Below are 20,752 nucleotides of genomic sequence, written 5' to 3'. Positions count from 1 at the left end.
TGATTCAATGGGATGGTTACTTTCTTTTTTGGATTTATGACCGTTCTAAAGGTAGTTCATAATACCGTTTTTACGACCTACATACCATTCTGAGGTCGATCACTGTTTACCCTGGTGAATCTGAAATTCTTGGCCCTGGGATAGCTAAGGAAAAAGGTGTCCGGCTTTTTAGGATCAGAGGAAAAATCAAGGTTCAGTCCGGCAAAACCGAATTGATGAGGTTTTGTGGGAATCAGCATCAGCGCTTCTTTATTCGGTCGTTGAAGGTAGAGTGTCCCGTTTTTTACAAACAGACGAACCTTCGACTCTAGTTCCTCGCTGTAAAAATAGCCCTCGAACCTTTTCAATTCCTGGCCTGTTAGGGTGACCGGAGCTATGCGGGTTAAAGTTATTTTCCATCCACCCTGATTATAGTACACTTTTTGGGCTTCACCCTCTTCCGGCGAGGAGAAGCTATAGGAGATGGGTGTTTCATTTTCAATAGAAAAGGATTTATCCTCTTCTGCCTTCATCGTGTAATTCTCTCCTGTCCACAGGTCTTTTGCCGTTAAGAGGTCATCTTGCAGGAAAACCGACAGGATAACGCCTGGCAAAGCTTCATAGTACCCGGTGATCTGGCTGGGATCTGTTATGAAGTCGGAAGGGGTTAAGCCGGCCGACGGATCTTTCTTTGCTACATCGATTTTGAATTGATCACTCAACAGGATATCGGCCACCTGATAGGCTTTAGTGGTTGGATCTGCATCCCTTCGGTTGGAAAAAATGGCAATACCTGTTTCTTGTTCAGGGAATCGCAGGAACTCAGCCCTGTACCCTACAAAAGCACCCCCGTGACTGATGGTTTTTAACCCCCGGTATTCGTCAATGAAAAGACCGCCGGCATAATCGAGGGTATCACCATTGGTCAGTATGCCTCGTTGGGTCATTTTCTCCCAGAAGGAGGAGGTGAGCACATCAGAATCGTAATAGGCATTGTTCCATTTTGTAAAATCCTGCACGGTAGAATAGATTCCGCCATCACCGATCATATCGAGCGTGGTCATGTCGATCTTAAAAGAATCTGCAGTGACGGGAGCATAGCCATCGGCGCGGTTTTTGACGATATGCGTATGGTCATTATGGAAATGGGTGTTCTTCATTCCCAAAGGGTCAAAGATCTTTTCTTTGGCATATTCGGCCATATTCTTTCCGCTGACCTTTTCCACGATCATGCCCAAAAGCCAGTAACCGGAATTGCTGTATTCAAATTTTGTTCCGGGTTCAAAGCCCAGCCCCTGCTGCCGTATAAGCCATTGCATGATGTGATCATCGGTATAATGATCGAATGAAGATTTGCCCATTAAATCGGCAAGCGTCAGGTAATCCCTGATCCCGCTGGTATGATGCAACAGGTTTTTAAGGGTAATCTGGTCGGCATATGCGGGAAAGTCCGGGAAGTATTTGGAAAGAGGATCATCAAGATTCAGTTTTCCTTCTTCCGACAGCAGGATGATACAGGCAGCCGTGAACTGTTTGGAGGTAGACCCGATTCGAAAGACGGTGTTCCTGTCGATGGGGATATCGTATTCCAGGTTCGCCATTCCATAACCTTTGGCATAGATCAGTTCTCCGTTCTGATAAATTCCGAGGGCGGCGCCCGGGGTATGGGAATGGGCCCATTCGGCAAAGACCGAGTCAATGGCTTGATTTTGTGAATGGATTATTTGAGTGAATAATAAAACAAGTAGCGTAAAACAGGCTGTACGGTTTATCATAGGTGTTTCAGGTTGTTGCTGATCAGTAAAAAAGGGGATCAGCGATGGTTAAAGAATATGAAGTAGGAGAGGAAGGAGCGTATTATAAATACAAAATAAGAAAATTCTTGAATATCATAAAACAACGAATAATCTACTATTAAAGAAATTCGACTGAATAAGTGCGGTTGGTAGCTATTTTACTTTCGGAAAAGCTCAGATGTTCAGGTGAATATGAAACACATTTTAAAAATAATTTGAAGAAAATAATTCTTTAATATAGAATATTTACTATATTAGAATCCCTCATTCCCTGAGAGAGTTAAAACTAACAGGAGGCTGTAATCAAACAAAGTTTAGATTTGTTATGCGTAGATGTGTGTTTTATTTGTTACTGTTTATCCAGGTATATGTCTACGGATCTACTGTTAGTCATGTCAGGTCTTCCGGCAATGATCCTTATCGTTCGAATTTTGTTAAAGATGTAAATTTTAAGGTAAACAATAACATTAAGACCGGTAAAAGTTTTGAAATCGACTATGGAACAGAACCTGAATTTTCGCATGATTATATCAGTGAATTTTTTAAAACCTCCCCTCAAACTGATAGCCTTTTAAAGCTGGCTGACGAATTATTCAGGGAAATTGAGAGGCATCGAAGATTTATTGACAAGTTGACCGGGAATGAGTTGGTAGAATTTCCTGTAGGGATTAGAAAGGAGCTGACACCTAATTCCCGTCTCACCCTTGGAGTTTTAAATGCTCGTATGTATCCCGAATATGCCGAGGTCGATATTTTTGCAAAGCTGGATTTAGGAGAATTGGGCACTGATCTTCTTTTCGGGGCAAGCGGGATTCATTTGTCTCATAAAGGTGGCCTGGTCGGGGAAATTAGGCTATATCTACTTCAGGATGTACCTCTGATTCAGAATGGCGGACAATGGTTGCTTACTTTTTTGGGAGGTATTCGCCGAAATGGATTACCAGATCAACAGACTTATATCACCCTCGATTGTGAAGGAAAAATACAAGAAATATCTCTGGCTACTGATATCAGAATTTCCCGGAATATAGCTCTTCCATTAAATCAAAAGGGCGAGCTGAAGTTTCCTGGAAAAACCCAGCCCCGGTCGGGAGAATCTCCTTTGGGAAACAATGCTTACGTGGGGCTGCAAAGCCGTATTCAGGCAAGTTCTTTCTCTGATCTGATTTTAGAAGTGGATCTCCCGCATTTTGAACTCACTGCATTACCAGGTTGGGGGATTCTGGTGAAAGAGGCGGTTATCGATTTGAGTGACAAACGCAACTCAGAGAATATCCGGTTTCCCGATTTGTACCGGGAATTGAATTTACTCCCGGAAAATAATGAATTGTGGCGGGGCTTTTTTGTCAGAAAACTTCAGGTAATGCTTCCTCCCGAATTCAAATTGAAGAAGACCGATCAGAGGGTTTTAATAGGCGCAGAGAATCTCATCTTAGACGAATTCGGTGTTTCAGGTTCTTTCTTTGCTGAACAGGTGATTAGCCTGCAGGAAGGTATTGCATCAGGATGGCAATTTTCGGTAGATCGCCTATCAGCTCAACTTGCTGCAAATCGTTTTCTGGGAGCCTCTTTTGCCGGCAGGATCATATTGCCTGTAAGCGCCGAAAGCCAGAAGGAAAACCCAGGCATGAATTATGAGGGGATCATCGGAATTGATAAAAATTATTCCATGCGTATTGCAGTGAATAATGATATTGATTTTGATGTTTTCAAGGCCCGGGCGCGTCTGTATCCGGAATCATATATCACTCTCGCTGTTGAAGATGGCAACTTTGTGCCCGAAGCCAACCTGAGTGGTGTAATGAGCCTTAATACCTCAATAGGCAATAAAATCAATAATGAAGTTGCTAAAGATAACGATCTCCCTGATGAAGAAAATTTGGAGATTTCAGGTATTGCCTTTCAGGAACTCCGGATCAAGACTGTTCCTGAGACCGTTTTAAGTGTTGGTTACCTGGGGTTCAAAGATTCAGTTCAGACTCCGCAGTTATATGGTTTTAAGGCAGGTATTTATGATATCGATTTTTCCAGTGCCGGGGATAGGATCTCATTGGGGTTCAATTCTTATATAATGCTCGATGAAACCGGTATAAAAGGTGATTGTCGCTTCGAGGTACTGGGGAAGCTTAGAGAAGATGAATACGTACGCTGGACTTACGACCAGTTTAAAATCAATCAGGTTCTTTTAGATGTGACAAGGAATAATTTTTCCTTCAAGGGTCAATTGTCATTTTTCGAAAGTGATCCGGATTATGGAAAGGGTATTGCAGGGGATTTAGAGCTGTATTCCGAAAGTTTGGGAATGAGGTTACAGGGTCGTGGTCTATTCGGACGTATGGATGATTTCAATTACTGGTATGTCGATGCAGCAGGTCAACCCATTGAAAATGATAATAGCAATTTTACATTCAATGACTTTGGAGGAGGGGTTTATCATCACATGCGAAAGGCGTCTTATAAGCCCGGAACGAATGCGCCTTCCGGAATCCTTTATGAGCCCGATCAGCGGGTATCTTTAGGATTCAAGGCACTGGCAGCATTTGAGGTGAAACAATCAGCTGTCTTTAACGGACTTCTCGGAATAGAAATGAGTTTTAACAATAAAGAGCATGGCGGCGGTGTCAGCAGGGTAGGGTTTTACGGAGCTGCTGCTTTGATGGCTTCTGAAACAAAAACAGCATTCTCAGTTTCCCCCTTCGGCAGCCCGGCCGAACTTCAGCAGGAAATATTGAATAAGGAAGAGGCTCTGTCAGCGTTCGGTCAGATTTCCATTGACAGGATGGGGGTGAAGTATTTTGCTAACAATGTATTTCCTGACGTTCTTTCGGGAAAGGAGATTTTTGCCGCTCAGGTCGCCTTTGATCTGGATTTTACCAACCAGATATATTGGGGTATGTTCGATACTTTTCTCAACCTCGGACAGATAAAAGGAGATGGTGAAAAGAATCGGTTAGGCTATCTTGAATTTTACAGTGCTCCGGATGATTGGTATATCCATGTCGGAACTCCTGATAGAAGGTTTGGAGTAAGAGATATTCCGTTTGGTCCCCTGATGGCCAGAATGAATATCTATTTTATGACAGGAACGATTCTTCCATCTCCTTCTTCCCCTCCCGCCATCGTCAGAGAAACACTTGATTTCGGAGATCGGGAGCTTTTGATGAACAGAGGGTTTTCTTCTGATCTGGCAGCTGGGAGAGGCTATGCTTTTGGTGCCGAATTCGGATTGGGTGTTGGATTTGATTGGGGTGTCATGTATGCTTCAGTTCAGGCAGGTATAGGTTTTGACCTGATGATGCGGGACTTTGGAGACACCAGCTGTCGAAATTACGACCAACCCCTCGGAATGAATGGTTGGTATGCGAATGGTCAGTTATATGCCTTTTTGCAAGGCGATTTTGGTGCCCGTATAAATGTATTCGGCATGAACACTGATATTCCTATACTTACTGCCGGGGTAGCATTACTGGCTCGAGGCGAATTGCCAAATCCATGGTATGTGGAAGGATATGCAGGGATCAATGTCAGGCTTCTCGGCACTGTAAAGATCAAGACCCGCTTAAAGGTAGTGCTGGGTGAACCCTGCGAAATGATCGATCGAAAAGGCTTGGAAGACCTTCGTGTGATAGCCGATTTCAACCCCGGAGATAACCTGAAAGAAGTTGATGTATTTACCTCTGTACAGGTAGCTTTCAATTTTCCTGTGGATAAACCGATTAAAGTTCCTAAGGCTGAAGGCTCGGTTATTTATAAAATTTCTCTTGAGGAGGCAGAATTGTTTCACGGAAAAAAGAAAGTCAGATCTGAATTATCCTGGAATGAACAAAAGGACCTTTTAACCCTTAGCCCAGAAGATCTATTGCCATCTGAGAGTGAATTGCTGATGAAAGTAAAAGTCAGTTTTCAACGTTATAATTCGGGCGAATGGGAAATTGTGACCAGGGAGGGTGTACCAATTACTGAGGAAGAACGAATCAGCTTTTCGACCGGAAAGGCTCCTCAGGTCATACCTTTCCATAACATTTCTGAGATGTATCCTGTGATCTCTCAGAGGTATTTATTGAAAGACGAATCTGATGACGGTTTTATTCAATTAAAAAAGGGACAGGACTACCTTTTTGGAGGAAATTACATCGATGAGGTCGAAATTGTAGATGCTTTAACTGGCGAACGTCAGATTTCCGAACTGCGCTATGATAAAACCAATAACAGGATTCGTTTTGATCTGCCCGATTTTAATCTTTCTTCAGAATATTTTTTGCTCATTACCACCAGAATAACCGACAGTGATAAGAAATCAGAACCAATAGAAAGCTGGGAAGAAGTTGGTAATGGTCTCAGTATTTCCTCTCAAAAAATCGGGTCTGATTTATATACCGATAACCGGTTGATCAGAATCGAATTTCCCTTTAGGACCAGTCGGTACGCAACCTTTCGCGAAAAACTTAAGTCAATAAGGGTTTTACAGTTTTACAATTTTATAGACGGGGCTTCAGATGTAGCAGCCTTAGGCATCGGTATCTCAGATGGGGAGCCTTTCGATTTACATGAAACAGAAGGTACTCAGTTTACAGGTTTTAAGCCTCTTATATTTGGAGAAGCCCTTGGAAGAGATGAATACTATGAATCAGACATCCATCCGCTCATTTATGAGGAGTACCCTCTGAACGGGTCTATAACTCTCAAAAGAGATCTCACTGTGTTTGGGAATCCCCCATTAAAGGCTTTAGAGGTATCCGGCAGCTATAGGTTTTATCTGAAGTATGCACCTGACCATATTTTTCTGAATCAGAACTTCCCTTTTGTGTGGAGATTACCACGGTATTTCAAACAGGATTTTCTCGATCTTCAGTCACAATTGGCAGCCAGAATATTCAGCTTTAATAGTATTGACCAAAGGTTACTCAACCGATATAAATATTTGATCAATGGAGTCTTCCCCTATATCCGTCAGGAAACCTATCGTGTGGACTTCAACTATGTTTTACCCGGTAAGAGCTCCGGTAAAAGAGTTCGTTTTAATTTCGAAAATACATTCTGATGAGACGTCTCTTCCCTTCGCTATATTTTTTGATTCTCCTATTTTCTCCTATTTCGGCACAGACTTCCGATGACCCCTCATCAGACGCTCCTTCTCTATATCTGAAGATTCGTAATTATGGGGATTCCATAGCACTCCGATGGGTCCCCCGTGATTACACAACCTGGCAGGAAGGGAATAGGCTTGGGTATATTGTCGAAAGGATTTCTATAGACAGCTCAGGAAATAATAATACTGCAGAAGATGTAAAGAAAACAGAAAGGCTAATACGACCCAGAATTAAGGAAGAATGGAAGGAGCTTGCTGGCAGGAACCCAATGGGTGCAATTGTAGCTCAGGCATTATATGGTGAAAATTTCGTCACCGGACAAATGCAAGCCGCTAACATCTCCAATCTCATGGAATCTTTTGAGGAAGCACAAAGGAGGTTTGCCTTTGCAGCATATGCGTCAGACAGAGATTACCAGGTTGCAATGTATGCCGGACTTGGCTTTATCGACCATGATGTTCATTCGGAAGGGAGTTATATTTTTTCCGTACGGTTGGCCAACAGTGAAAACCGACATCTCGTGTCTGCCGGACGTTCTCAAAATTACCCCCGCCCTCCTAAGCCGGCATTAGTGGTGCATCGGGGTCTTTTCCTGTTGAATTGGAATTATGAGGATTACTTACCCTTCTATTTTGGGTATGATATAGAAATAAGCTATGACGGCAGTCATTTTAGCAAGCTTAATAAGGTGCCCGTAACACGCCTTGATTCCACAAAGGAAGAAAGTATAACCTATTCAACTCCCATAGAAAAATTTGGAATACCCGTGTGGTTCAGAATAAGGGGTATGGGATATTTTGGTGAATACAGCCAGCCTTCTCAAGAGATCATGATTACTCCTGAATTACCTCTTGAAGCCAACCCGGTGATAACTGAAACAAAGTTAGACGTACAAAATTCGCTTACGGTCAGCTGGGAATTTCCTGATTCGCTGAATATCAGGGTTCAGGAATTTCGACTTATGCGTGCCAACTCTCCGGTTGAAGAATTCAAACAATTCGGTCTCAGTATGACAACAAGCCAAAGGACGGCCAGTTTCAGGGATCTGGAACCTGTAAACTATTTTAAAATACAAGCTGTTTCTAGCACTGGAAATTTTACAGAATCAGAAAAATTTATGATTCAGCTGAAAGATACCATCCCCCCGGATATCCCCAGAGGGTTGAAAGGTGAAGTCGATTCTCTGGGTAATGTCTTGATAAGCTGGGAAAGAAATACCGAGAATGACCTCAAAGGGTACCATTTGTTAAGATCTGAAGATAGTATCACTTATATGAGGATTAACCGGAGTATACTAACCGATGAAAAAGCTTCTGATCATGTAAGCATGAAATCTTTCAAACCTGAGGTTTACTATAAGCTGGTAGCCGTTGATCAACGTTATAATGAGTCTGTTGCTTCTCCTCCCCTGATCTTGAGGGTGCCTGATAAAATACCGCCTTCTTCCGCGGCAATTATTTCATACAGGCAAATTGGTGAGAAGGGCATAGAGCTGAATATTCAGGGAAGTAGTTCAGGTGATGCTGTTCAGGTGTTGATCCATCGAAATACAGGAAAGAACTGGGAGGTGATCGGAAAATCCGGTTTAAAAGGAGCTTTTCGATTTATTGATTCGCTGGTCCCGCCTGATACCGATCTGGAATATTCTCTCACGGTTGCAGACGAAAGCGGAAATATCAGTACCCGCTCCCCGATATTACGACTTCGTTCACTTCCGAAATTTCGCAGTGAGGGGAATGAAGAATTTTATGCTGAAACAGACCGGGATGTCCGTCTGATTAAACTGAAATGGAAGCTCGTAAAGACACCGGCAGAAATAAGGCTTTATCGGAAGGTCAATGCTCAAGACTTATCGTTATACAGGAAATGGAATCAATGGGTGGAACTTTTTGAAGATGAACTTATATATCCGAATTCAGAACTTACTTATCGACTTGATATTCTATATGCAGATGGCTCCAAAAACACACCGCAAAGTATCACCTTAAAATATTAATAGATGAAAGCTGTATTATCTCTATTCGCCTGGCTTTTATGTCTTCAGCTCTGTTTGTCTCAGGATAATGTACTTGTCGATCTTACCATTAACTATCAATACAATGTATTCGATACTTTTTTGGATGGTACAGGTACCTGTCACAGCTGTTACACCAAAGCAAACAGGTATGCATATTACGGCTTGGAACAGGGAAATGATGTTTCGGTGATAGACAACGCTTTAATAACCTCAGCAAATTCGTTAAATATTTACTTCTACGAGACTCGTGATAAGCTGATTAATAACGGAAGAGAACAGGAAAATTTTTGTCATCAACAGGTAACACTGAGAGATGAATTCAGCAGGAAACAGGTAAACTATTGCGAGGCAAGAACCAATAAAAAATCTGCAACTCTTAATTTGTGGCAGTCATACGAATATGGAAATGACAGATCAATAAAACTAGATGACCCTGAGTACAGGAATCCATTGAGTTACTCCCGTGTATGGTTGCTTCCAAATCCTACTTCTCTGGAGTATAGTGCAACTCCCGGTTATTGTGATCAATTATTCAGAGGAACCCCGGGTCAGGTAGAGGGAGGGCACTGGGAGTATTTGACCGGTGAGAATTCCAGCTGGAAAACGATTCCCGATGCCTCCTATGCAACTTCTTACCCTTTAAATATTACAGTTGAAGAATTAGATCAGATAATAGAGGAAGACCTGAAAAAGGAAGAATATTTGAAATTACGATTCATTTTAAATGCAAACGGATCGGGTTCCTATAACGGTTGGAATAGCAAGGAAGGCATTTCCGGGCAATCCAATAAAGGGGAATCACGTAAAGTATTACATACATGGCTTTTTCGGCTTATTCCCTGTTCCATAGAACTGGACTATGCCTTAGCACCTAACCCGATGCCTGTAAATACAAGTTGTTATAATACCTTCGACGGTGGCTTTAAAGTAGTTTTTGAACGGGAACTAAAGGATACCGAGAAGATCAATCTTAATGTAGTGGGAGAAAATGAGGAAAGATATGCTGAAGAAATTACAGCAGCCGACCTTGTTAACAAAGAATATGAGTGGAAAGGAACCCTTATGCCAGGGAATTATTACCTCGAATGGATAACGCTTGACAGAGAGTTTGCCAATATTCCTGATGCTCCCAGAAGAAGCCCGGTTTTTACTGTGACCTCGCCCGATATAATTTCGTTGAATACAATAGTCACACCAGTAACCTGTGAGATAAACGGAAGTGTAAAGTTCGAGCCGACCGGAGGTACTCCTCCTTTCAGGTTCAGTATTGACGGCGGACTGAGTTTTCACGATCGATCAGAATTTACAATAGAGGAGGCAAAGAGTTTGGATATTATCATTATCGACAGTCAGGGCTGCCAGATTTCAGATAAAGCAGTTGTTAATGATCTTAGGGAGAATCCTGTCGTTACTCCTGTGATAATTCTCGAGCCAACTACATACGATGGAGAAGATGGCAGTATTTCAGTATATATTTCAGGAGGCACCGAACCATATCAGTACCACTGGAGTAAGAATGGACAATATTATGATGATGGTTCAGGTCTTATTGATATAGGTGCCGGAACTTATGAGCTTCTGGTAACCGATGCGAAAGGCTGTGTAAGTGAAGTCTTTTCAACTTTTATCGCTCAACCCGACCCATTGTCCGTAGCCTTCAGTACTTATCCTGAAGAGTTAAAATGCAGCTATCAATTATCAAATATAACTGCCATTGCGAGCGGAGGTGTAACTGATTCAGGTAATGGCTATATATACAGATGGGATAACGGACAGACAGGACCTAATCTTTATAATATGGGAACCGGTAACTATGGTGTCACCGTGTATGATAAAAATGGGAACAGTCACTATGAAGTGATCGAAATAAGATCTCCTTCTAACATCGAGGTGGTGTTCGACAGTAAGGCTCCTACCTGTTATGATGAGCGTGATGGTGAAATATATTTAGAAATCACGGGAGGCACGTCGCCATATAGCATTGAATGGTATTCAAAGAATATGGAGGTAATTAATGGTATTGGAAATTGGATTGATCAACTTGGTGCGGGCAGCTATCATTACCGGATCACGGATGCAAATGGATGCATACTCGAAAATTTCTCCGACCCTATTATCCTGGAAGCCCCTGAGCCTTTAGTCATTCAGGAGAAACACGATAAACATATTGAAAACAGCTATTTCGGAGCAGAAGAAGGATCCTTTGAAATTCAAATTAACAAAGAGGTCGATGAGATTGTATGGTATAAGGACGATGAGATATTTTCTGCCGGATATGGTAAAACGGCTTTGAACATGTTGGCAGCAGGAAAATATGTTGCCAAGGTAATAGAAATTACCGGCTGTAAGGAAGTGTTCTCTGATCCGATACATATTACCGAGCCTGCTGAATTTATCATCAATCAGTTCAGGGTTTCAGATATATTGTGTCCCGGAAGTGATACAGGAGCGGTTGAGGCCATGGTTTCGGGAGGGGTAAAGCCTTATAATTATAAATGGTTCAGCAGTTCGGGAGATCTTTTAGGTGATGCTTCAATCATCGATGGCCTTTACGCAGGCAGCTACCGTTTTGTTGTGACAGACAACTCCGGTTCCGGGATTAGGGTCGAGAAGAATTTTGAAATTAGTGAAGGAGAGCCACTTCAGGTATCTTCTATCGTTGTTAATAACTTTTGTTACGGAGCCCGGAATGGTGAAATAACACTGAAAACAGATGGTAGAGAGGCGGCAGTCAATTTTATCTGGGAAGACGGTTTTACCGGAAGTTATCGCAATAATTTGGCATCAGGCTGGTATGAAATCACAGCAGTAGATGGTAATGGTTGTGATCTTCAGCTTTCAGTTGAGGTGAAACAGCCTGAAACAGCCTTAAGTATTGTTCAAATAGAAACAACAGATGTTTCAACTTTCGGTGGAAATGACGGAAAAATTCAAATTGGTATTGATGGTGGTAACCAACCCTATGAAGTTGAATGGAGACATGAGGGAGTTACGATCGGTACCGGAGAAAGTATAGAAGGACTAACTGCGGGTGTCTATCAATTGTTGGTGACCGATTCGCCCCTGGATTTGGGCGCACACTCTTGCCTGGTCAGCGAGCAGATCGAAATAAATGAACCTTTACCTTTATCGGTAAAGGTCACGCAGTGGGATGATATTTTATGTCATGGAGATCAAAGCGCAGAATTGATAGCTGAAGTCACCGGCGGGGTAGAGCCCTATTACTACAAATGGTTTTCCTTCGATGGTGTCAAAAAGGAACTCATTCATGAAGGTTCTGAATATTATATGGGTCAATTAGCCCCCGGAATATATGTTTCGGAAGTTTCTGATATTAATGGTAACACCGTTTTGTCACCTGAAATAGCTATCACTCAACCGGAACTATTGAGAGTTGATGTTATCCATTTAAAGCATAATTCTTGTTTTTTGAAAAATGAAGGTGAACTTCTTGTGGAAATCGTTGGAGGAGTTCCACCCTATACCTGGTTCTGGAACAGCGGAGATGACGCTTTAAATTTGAAAAACCTTAAGTCAGGGGAATACGTACTGGAGGTTTTTGATGCGAACAACTGTTATACCAGATTCCAATCTAAGATTTCAAATCTTCATGAAGAATTGGTTGTAACCAAGCTTGAAGTGGCAGATGTTTCCCGGTGGAACGGGAAAGACGGAAGAATTGAAATCGAAGTTGGAGGAGGAGCCTGGCCTTATTCCGTCAATTGGTTCGATCATGAAGGGAACAGGGTTGGTAACGGCTTTATGATCGATCAGATAGAGGCTGGCAGATATCAGTATGAAATAACAGACAACAGTGGTTGTGTTTTGGTTGACATGGTTGAGGTACGTCAACCAGATCTGATAACCTACGATATTACACATCCGACCTGCCTGAACATATGTGATGGAAGTATTTCTGTTACTGTAAACTCAGACAGGGGTGTTGACTCCATTCTATGGAGTAACGGCTCGAATGGCAATGTTATTTACAACCTATGCAGCGGCGTTTACAAGGTTACCATACAAGATTTTGATGGGGTGGTCATTCAGGAAGAATTTACGCTGGAGAGCCCCGAAGCTATGGAGGGGAGCCTGGAGCCTGAGTATTATTTATGTAAAGGCGAATCCCTGCTCCTGGATTCCGGGTTAAATGATACGGATCATGAATTAGAATGGATTCTAAATGGAGAGATTTTATCAAAAGAGCAGACTTTTCTACTTGCTGAAGCTGGGAATTATACGCTCAGAATCTATAATTCGAACAGCTGTTACCAGGAAACTTCTTTTAAAGTTGTCGAAATTAATTCTGATGTTGACACTGAGTTTCTAATGACCAGTCAGGCTGGAGCTAATGAAATAATAAACCTTGTAGATGTCAGCCTGCCGGCACCGGGTAACATTAGCTGGGAGTTTCCGGAGGAATCAGTTGTAATCTACAAGGATAATGATTTTGCAGAGATTTACTTCCAACAGGAGGGGTTTTACGAAATAGGAATGACGGCCGACTATGGTCATTGTCAAAATACTGTATATAAGAAAGTGCAAATATTGGAAAAGGCGGGGGATGGAGGCAAAGCCATGGCTACATCGCCGGGAACCGGAGTGAAAAAGTTCAGTGTTTATCCCAACCCTACCGACGGGATTTTTAATATTGAGGTAGTCCTGGAGAAATCAGAAAACATATCGGTAAAGATTTTTCAATTAGCCAATAACGCGCTGATATATGAAAATTTTGCTGAAGGTTCTGAAACCTACAATTTCAAGCCAGACGCTAGTGGTGTAAATCCGGGAATGTACGCTGTCGTTTTACAGACAGAATCGGCATATTCCGTACAGAAGCTGATAATGCGATAAATTATCCCGCCTTTGCGATATCATCGCTGAACTTCGGCAGGCTGAAGAAGAAGCTGCTGCCTTTGCCGGGAGTGGAAGTGACCCAGAATTTTCCTTTGTTCGCCCGCACCATTTCTTTACAGACATTTACCCCGATACCGGTACCCTTTTCATTCTCGGTACCATAGGTAGAGTCGATAAAGCTTTCTTTCGACATGATGCGATCGACCTTTTCCTTCGGCATACCCACCCCGGTATCTTTGACCTCTACCTGCCAGCCGCCGTCTTTTTCGATGGCGTTCAGCACGATCTTACCACCCTTAGGGGTGAACTTGATGGCATTGCTCAAAAGGTTTCTGAACAGAATGGTGATCTGCTGGGTGTCGCCGTTGATGAAGGCATCGTCAGGAATGTTGTTGATGATCTGCAGATCTTTTTTGGCCGCATAGTCACGCAGCAGGTCAGTACTTTCGTTAGAGAGCACAAAGAGATTGTTCTTGCTGGGTTTGGTACGGGTGCCGTTGAATTGCTGCTGAGACCACTTCAAAAGATTGTTGAGGGTAAAGTTCACATTCTTTACCTGTTCGCTCAACTGAGGGGCATGCTCCAGAAATTCCTGGGTGTCGATCTGCTTGTCCTTAAAGAGGTCGATCATCCCGTTCAGGGAGGCGATAGGGGCTCTCAGGTCATGACTGATGATCGAAAAGAGCTTGTCTTTGGTCTGGTTCGAGCGCTGCAACTGCATTTCCCGCAACTGTAATACGCTGTTCTTCTTTGCCAGCAGGCTGTTGAGCTTTCGCTCCAGTTTCCGGTTACGCTGGGTAAGAAAGAGAATGGTCAGTAAGATCAAAACCCCTCCCGAGGAAAGGTAGATGAGCATATTCTTTTCGTTGATCTCCTGCTCGTTCTCGAATTTTATTTCTTTCTGCTTCTCCTGGAATTCCATTTCAGCCTGCATGGCTGCCAGGCTTTTGCTGTTTTCATGGTTGAAGATGCTGTCTGTGTACTGCTTATGGATCTCCAGGTACTCCAGCGCCTTTTCATCATTTCCCAGTTCCTTGTGAAGGTCGTAGAGGGTTTCAGAAGCATTCTTGATGCCTTCAGCCGATGAAATGCCATAGGCGGTCGAAAGGGAGGTGTTAGCCAGATCGAGAGAACTCTCGAGATTGCCGGCCTTTTTTTCTGCCTTCGACATCCCGTTATAAAGAAACATGAGTTCCCTGAGATCTCTCACCTTGGATTCATGCAGGTTTCTGGCTTTGGCATAGGCCGCTTTGGACGAATCGATCATTTTCTGTTCCAGGAAAAGGTCTCCCTTGATGCGCCAGGCGAAGGCCAGCCAGTCATTATGGTATGCGCTTGATCTGAAGAATTCGATCGCTTCATCCAGCTTTTGGGCTGAAGACCTGTATTCGCCCAGGTATAAAAGAGTTTCGGCGGCATTGCTCTGTGACATGGCCATTCCCGTTTGATCAGAGATCTGCTCATGCAGGCTTATCGCTTTCTCGTATTCTTCAAGAGCGCGCTTGTATTGTTTTAAGATAAAGAAATTGGCAGCGAGGTTATCATGGCTTATAGCCAGAAGCCCCCTGATGTCGTCATCGGGGTTTTCAAAATTCTCGGCCATCCTGATCGCCTGGAGGCAATGTGTGACCGCCGATTTGATGTCTCCTGATTCACTGTAAATACGGGCCAGCTCATAATTGGCGCAAATGATGTACTCATCGTCACCCTGCCGCTCAGCCTTGGTAAGGGCCTTTTTTAACAGCCTCACGGCTTCCCCTATATTTCCGCTTTCCTGGTAATAGGTAGATAATCCCATCAAACCATAAAGGCTTCCCCTGAAGTACCCCGTGATCTCACTGGTACTGATCATCTTCTCGGCATACTTCTTCACCGTGTCTTTGTCGACATAGATATGAAGCGCCATGTATTTCCCCAGAAGGTTGATGTAGTTGGTGTCTCGAATAACGCGGCTGCTGGACTTTCTTTGATACTGTTCTATCTCGTATAGCAGGCTGTCGCGCACTTCGGCCTGCCCATAGGCAACCGGTGTCAGGGAAAGAAGTAGTGCGATATAGATGTAGAAAAGCTTCATTCGGGATTCAAGGCCTGCTCAAATTTAACAAAAAATTAAATCTTTCCTAATTCTCAAGGGTATTTTTCGACTATGGGTGTCGAAAAATCTTACTTTTTGTATTTTAAGGCTTAAATTCCTTACTGTCAGTCTGTTTTGTTCATGTTTTTCAGCTTTTTCAGCTTGGCTTTCCATATCTCGAGGTCTTCCCGGTATTTGTCGATGTTGGCCTTGACATCTTTAACGATCGGGTTACTATCGTCTGCGTTTATGAATTGCAGGTTATTCTCAAGCTGACGGATCTCTGCCTTCACTTCATCGATCTTTCTTCTTATGAAAACACGTTCGTTCCTGATCAGGTTTTCATTGTCGGCATCGGCCAATTCCTGCAGCTTATTACCGTACTTGATCATTTCGGCCTTTTCCTTGTCAAGATCCATCTTCCTGAACAGTGCATCGAGTATCTTATTGAATTTCCCTTCAATATTCCGTTTGTTGAAAGGAACCTTCCCGATCTCTTTCCATTGAGCGATATAGGTTTTCAGCTCTTTCAGGTCTTTTTCCTTGTCACCGCTGAGTTCGAATTCCTTCAGTGAGTCCAGTAGCTTCTTTTTCTCATCAAAGGCTTCCATCTCGACCTTAAAGTCTTTATTGCGCCGTGCGTGCAGCCTGTCGAAGTAGTAATTACAGGCGGCCTTGAATTCTTTCCAAACCCGGTCAGAATGTTTGCGGGGTACATGCCCGATCTTTTTCCAGTCAGACTGTATCTTTTTCATGACCGGGGTGGTGTTCTCCCAGTCTTCACTGTCTTTCAGCGACTCGGCCAGTTCAACCAGCTCTGTCTTTTTCTCCAGGTTCGCCTGCTGTTCCTTTTTCAGGTTCTTGTAGTAGGCGTTCTTGTTGCGGTTGAAGCTTCGTACTGCCTCCTTGAAGGCCGCCCATGTGGCTTCGTTGACCTTATAGGGCACGCGACCGGCCTTAAAGAACGCTTCCCTGAGGGCTTCGATCTCTTTTATCTGTTTCTGCCAGAGGTTATGTGAGTTCACTGGATTTCGGGCGATCTCAGCGATCTTGGCGATGATCTCCTGTTTCACCTTCAGGTTGGCCTCATGTATCTTATCCTGGTTCTTGAAATATTCCTGTCTTTTGCGGTGTATCACACGGGTCGCCGCGCTGAACCTGTTCCAGATGTCTTCCCTGTGTTCGCGGTCAACGGGACCGATGTCTTCTTTCCAGATCTTATGCAGTACCTGTAGCTCACGAAAGGCCTTCATCACATCGCCTTCTTCTGCGAGGGCTTCTGCTTTTACGATGATCTTTTGCTTTTCTTCAAGGTTATGCTTGAAGTCCAGGTCCCTGAGGTCACGGTTCAGGTCCAGGAAATCATAGAAGATCTCTACATGGTGGTGGTACGTACGCCATACGTCGTTATAGCTTACCCGCGGTACCGGCCCGGCATTACGCCAGCGGTCCTGCAGGTCTTTGAAGTGCTTATAGGTCTCATTGATATTTTCCTCCACGTTTATCAGGCCCTTGAGCTCTTCGATGATCTCCAGCCTTTTTTCAAGATTGGTCTTTAAGCGGTCTTCGAGGTTGCGGTAATAGGTGTTACGTTTTTCCTTGTAAGCTGAATAGATATCGTTAAATCGCTTTTTGACCGGAGACGAGAAATGGAAATCGATCTCGTTGCCCCCTTCATTGAGGTAGTCTTCCTTCTTTTGCTCGAGCAACTCTGAGAACTTCATGTCGAATTCAGATTTGATCTGATCGACATGCTGCTTGATGGCCTGTACCTTTTCGTTCTTTACGAGCTTTTCCAGTTCATCGGCCAGCTCTTCCATGCTCATCGCATGGTAATCTTTCATGGGGATATTATGGCGGTCCTGATGCCCCTCATCTTCGGCATCTTCGGCATTTGATTCGTCGATCTCGCTCTGCGGATCATCATCGTCATCGCTGTCTGCCTGTGCTTCCGGTTGGGAGGCAGGTTTTTCATTTTCCGGTGACTCCTTCGCTACTTCGGCAGAAGCGGCACTTTCCTGTTCCTTAGATTCATCGGTGGCGGTTTCTGCCGCCGGTTTGTCGTTGTTCGGTGATACCTCTGCGGGCTGTTGCTTTCCGTCTGCATCTTCATGCAGGTTATCCTTTTGTTGCTCTGACATTTCAGAAAATGTTTAAGTTCATCATTGCTTTCAAAGTTGAAAGATACTAACAAGTATGATAACGAACAAGTCCGGGTTTTGTTGGCCGGCAGGCCTTTTGCAAGGGGTTTATTTTCAGGAGTTCCAGATCTCCCAGGCCTTTTCTGCCTGGGCCACCAGCATTTCATAGCCGTTGATGGCTTTGGCGTTACGCCTGAGACCTTCTTTCATAAAGGCGGTCTCTTCGGGATTGTAGATCAGGTCGAAAAGAAGATGCTCTCTGCCAATGCCCTGGTAGGGGATCAGAGGCTTGTTTTCAATGTCGGGATGAGTGCCCAGGGGGGTGGTGTTGATGATCAGTTTATAACGTTCTGTTATTTGCGAAGTCAGCTCCTCGTAGGTAAGATGGTCTCCTGTCGCTGTTCGGGAAACGAACCGGTAGGGAATGCTTCTTTTTTCAAGGGCGTAGGCCACCGCTTTGGAAGCTCCTCCTGTACCCAGGATCAGGGCCTCTTTATGGGCAGGGGTAAGATGTGGCTGCAGCGCCTTGTCGAAACCATAGTGGTCGGTATTGTGCCCGACCCAACTGTCTCCTTCCGGTTTTAGGGTGTTTACGGCTCCGATTGCCAGGGCTTCGTGATCGATTTCATCCAGTAGGGGCATGATGCTCTGCTTATAGGGAATGGTCACATTAAGCCCTTGTATGTCTTCTTTGCTGTTCAGGACCTGAGAAGCTTCTCCGATCTCCTGCAGATCGAAATTCTCATAGCTGTGGTCATCCAGCCCCAGTTCCCTGAACTTTTTGCTGAAGTAGCTGCGTGAAAAGGAATAATCGATGTTCTTGCCTATAAGTCCGTAACGCTTACCCATTTTTGTTGTTTCTTTTTCCATACCAGTCAAGCCAAAGCAGGATGCTGATCCCGAGCAATATATACAGTACGGCGACCCAGGTCTCGGTCGCCTGCAGATCGGGCAGGTATCGCTGGTAATTGATGATGATCCGGTCACCGGCAGAATCCCTGATGAACTCACCGTTTTCGCCGGTGCGGTAGATCGTTTTTTTCCAGGGCCAGACCACCCCCAGCGAACCGGTTATGAACCCGAGCAGGATGGCGGTGGTGATATTCTTGAAATGTTTCAGAACATAGCTAAGCAGGTGCGACAGGGTAACCAGTCCCGTTGCAGATCCCAGGGTGAAGACCGAGAGGATCAAAAGCATGTGCTTCCGCTCCTGGTTGTGAATAAAGCTGAAATCTCCCCTGATCATTTCCGTCATGGTATCGTACAACGCATTCACCGAATCGACCAGCAAAAGAACATAATTGCCCATCAAAATCAGTATAAAGGATCCTGAGAGACCGGGCAGGGTCATACCCGATACGCTGATGATCCCGCAAAAGAAAACGAACCACAGGTTGTCGTTCTCACGTGCCGGATCGAGGAAGCTGAGCGATAGGCCGACCGACATCCCGATCACGAAGGCGATCACGGTAGTGCGGTTCCAGTGCTTAAAGCCTTTTCCGATGTAGATGATCGAGCCGATGATCATGCCGAAAAAGGCAGCCCAGACATATAATTCCTTCTTTTCGATAAAAAAGTCGAGGATCTTCGAGACGCTGAAATAGCTTACAAGCATTCCAAGCACCAGCAGGGAAAGGAATCTTCCGTTCACATAACGATAAAAACTGGCAAACCTGCCGTTGATCAGCAACATGAATGCTTTCCCGTTGATCTTCTGGAGGGAATAGATGAATTCTTCGTAAAAACCGGCTACAAAGGCGACCACGCCGCCTGATACCCCGGGTACTTTATTTGCAGCGCCCATAGCCAGTCCTTTGATAAAAAGGAAAAACCGGTCTAATATGGTACGCGTGGGTTGTGGCATCTTAATTTTTTTGGGTTGCCAGACGTTCGAGTCCGATAATCAGGGCAAAACCGACAACTGCCATCAACAGGGCCATCAGGGTTTGCGGGTCTTCTGAAAAGCTGCCGGGCCAAACGCTTTGCTCACTGATGGTGATCACTTTTTCTCCTATCACCCGCGTTTCGGTCACCTCTTTCCAGGGCCAGATCTTGTTAAGGGATCCGAAAATGAATCCGGTCAGCAGGGCAAGGGTCAGGTTCTTAAAGTTGTTGAACAGGTATTTCAGCAGCCTGGCAAAGCTCAGAAGTCCGAATACGGCTCCCGCGCCCACAATAGCGATCACCTGAATGTTTCTTTCGTTTACGGCCCCCAGGATGGTCTCATAGGCTCCGAGCAAAACAAGAATGAAGGCCCCGGAAATTCCGGGTAGTATCATCGCACAGATCGCAAGGGCTCCGGCCAGGAAAAGAAAGGCAGTGCTCCCGGTATTCTGCATAGGGGGCAGGGTCGTGATATAATAGGCCAGGGCAGCGCCTGCTATAAATGTCAGTACCACGGCGGCATCCCACCTTTTGATCTCCTTGCCCACGAAAAGGATACTGGCCAGTACCAGTCCGAAAAAGAAAGACCATAAAAGTACCGGCTCGTTGAGCAACAGCCATTTGATCAGTTTGGCCAGGCTCACTACGCTAATGGCGATACCCGTAAAAAGGGCCAGCAGGAAATTCCCGTTAATGGCCTTCCATGTCGCTGCAAATCCATTCTTTGGAAAACCTTTCAGGGTCTGAAGGTTCACCGCGTTGATCGAATGAATAAGTTCTTCATAGATTCCCGAAATAAACGCTATGGTACCTCCGGAGACCCCGGGAACCACGTCGGCTGCCCCCATCGCCATGCCTTTAAGCGCGATGATGAGGTAGTCTAATAGGTTTCGCTGCATATTTTGTTCTTAACG

At 44.4% G+C, this 20,752-nt stretch carries 9 protein-coding genes; 3 read left to right on the top strand and 6 right to left on the bottom strand.

All coding sequences use genetic code 11. The features are described 5' to 3' along the window. Positions 1–77 precede the first annotated feature (77 nt). Positions 78–1,754, bottom strand: a complete 1,677-nt coding sequence (locus tag K7R10_RS09705) for a serine hydrolase domain-containing protein (protein WP_224484511.1) — start codon at positions 1,752–1,754, stop codon at positions 78–80. Positions 1,755–2,100: 346 nt separating this feature from the next. Here K7R10_RS09705 and K7R10_RS09700 point away from each other — a divergent pair, with 346 nt between their 5' ends. The 3 genes from K7R10_RS09700 to K7R10_RS09690 are packed head-to-tail and all read left to right on the top strand — an operon-like array spanning position 2,101 to position 13,736. Further along, the gene (locus K7R10_RS09700) at positions 2,101–6,816 is read left to right on the top strand and encodes a hypothetical protein (protein ID WP_224484510.1); all 4,716 of its coding nucleotides are present in this window, start codon (positions 2,101–2,103) and stop codon (positions 6,814–6,816) included. After that, the gene (locus tag K7R10_RS09695; RefSeq protein WP_224484509.1) at positions 6,816–8,861 is read left to right on the top strand and encodes a fibronectin type III domain-containing protein; all 2,046 of its coding nucleotides are present in this window, start codon (positions 6,816–6,818) and stop codon (positions 8,859–8,861) included. The genes K7R10_RS09700 and K7R10_RS09695 overlap by 1 nt, the downstream gene beginning before the upstream one ends. Before the next feature lie 3 nt (positions 8,862–8,864). Beyond that, the gene (locus tag K7R10_RS09690; protein WP_224484508.1) at positions 8,865–13,736 is read left to right on the top strand and encodes a T9SS type A sorting domain-containing protein; all 4,872 of its coding nucleotides are present in this window, start codon (positions 8,865–8,867) and stop codon (positions 13,734–13,736) included. A 1-nt stretch (position 13,737) separates the two neighbouring features. Here the strand turns inward: K7R10_RS09690 and K7R10_RS09685 are convergent, their stop codons facing one another. From K7R10_RS09685 to K7R10_RS09665, 5 genes are all read right to left on the bottom strand, one after another. Continuing rightward, the gene (locus tag K7R10_RS09685) at positions 13,738–15,813 is read right to left on the bottom strand and encodes a tetratricopeptide repeat-containing sensor histidine kinase (RefSeq protein WP_224484507.1); all 2,076 of its coding nucleotides are present in this window, start codon (positions 15,811–15,813) and stop codon (positions 13,738–13,740) included. Positions 15,814–15,938: 125 nt separating this feature from the next. Further along, a complete protein-coding gene (locus K7R10_RS09680) occupies positions 15,939–17,954 on the bottom strand; it encodes a DUF349 domain-containing protein (RefSeq protein ID WP_224484506.1) in 2,016 nt (671 codons plus the stop codon). 114 nt (positions 17,955–18,068) lie between these two features. Beyond that, positions 18,069–18,824: a shikimate dehydrogenase family protein gene (locus tag K7R10_RS09675; protein ID WP_224484505.1), complete on the bottom strand. Its 756-nt coding sequence runs from the start codon at positions 18,822–18,824 to the stop codon at positions 18,069–18,071. Then, positions 18,796–19,818 (bottom strand): DUF368 domain-containing protein, encoded by a 1,023-nt coding sequence (locus K7R10_RS09670; RefSeq protein ID WP_224484504.1) that lies wholly within the window; start codon positions 19,816–19,818, stop codon positions 18,796–18,798. The genes K7R10_RS09675 and K7R10_RS09670 overlap by 29 nt, the downstream gene beginning before the upstream one ends. Before the next feature lies 1 nt (position 19,819). Further along, complete coding sequence (locus K7R10_RS09665; protein ID WP_224484503.1) at positions 19,820–20,737, bottom strand: polyprenyl-phosphate transporter; 918 nt, start codon at positions 20,735–20,737, stop codon at positions 19,820–19,822. Between the last annotated feature and the right edge of the window lie 15 nt (positions 20,738–20,752).

Source organism: Robertkochia aurantiaca (genome assembly GCF_020166495.1).
GTDB classification, from domain to species: Bacteria; Bacteroidota; Bacteroidia; order Flavobacteriales; family Flavobacteriaceae; genus Robertkochia; species Robertkochia aurantiaca.
This window is presented reverse-complemented; position numbering and strand designations above follow the sequence as displayed.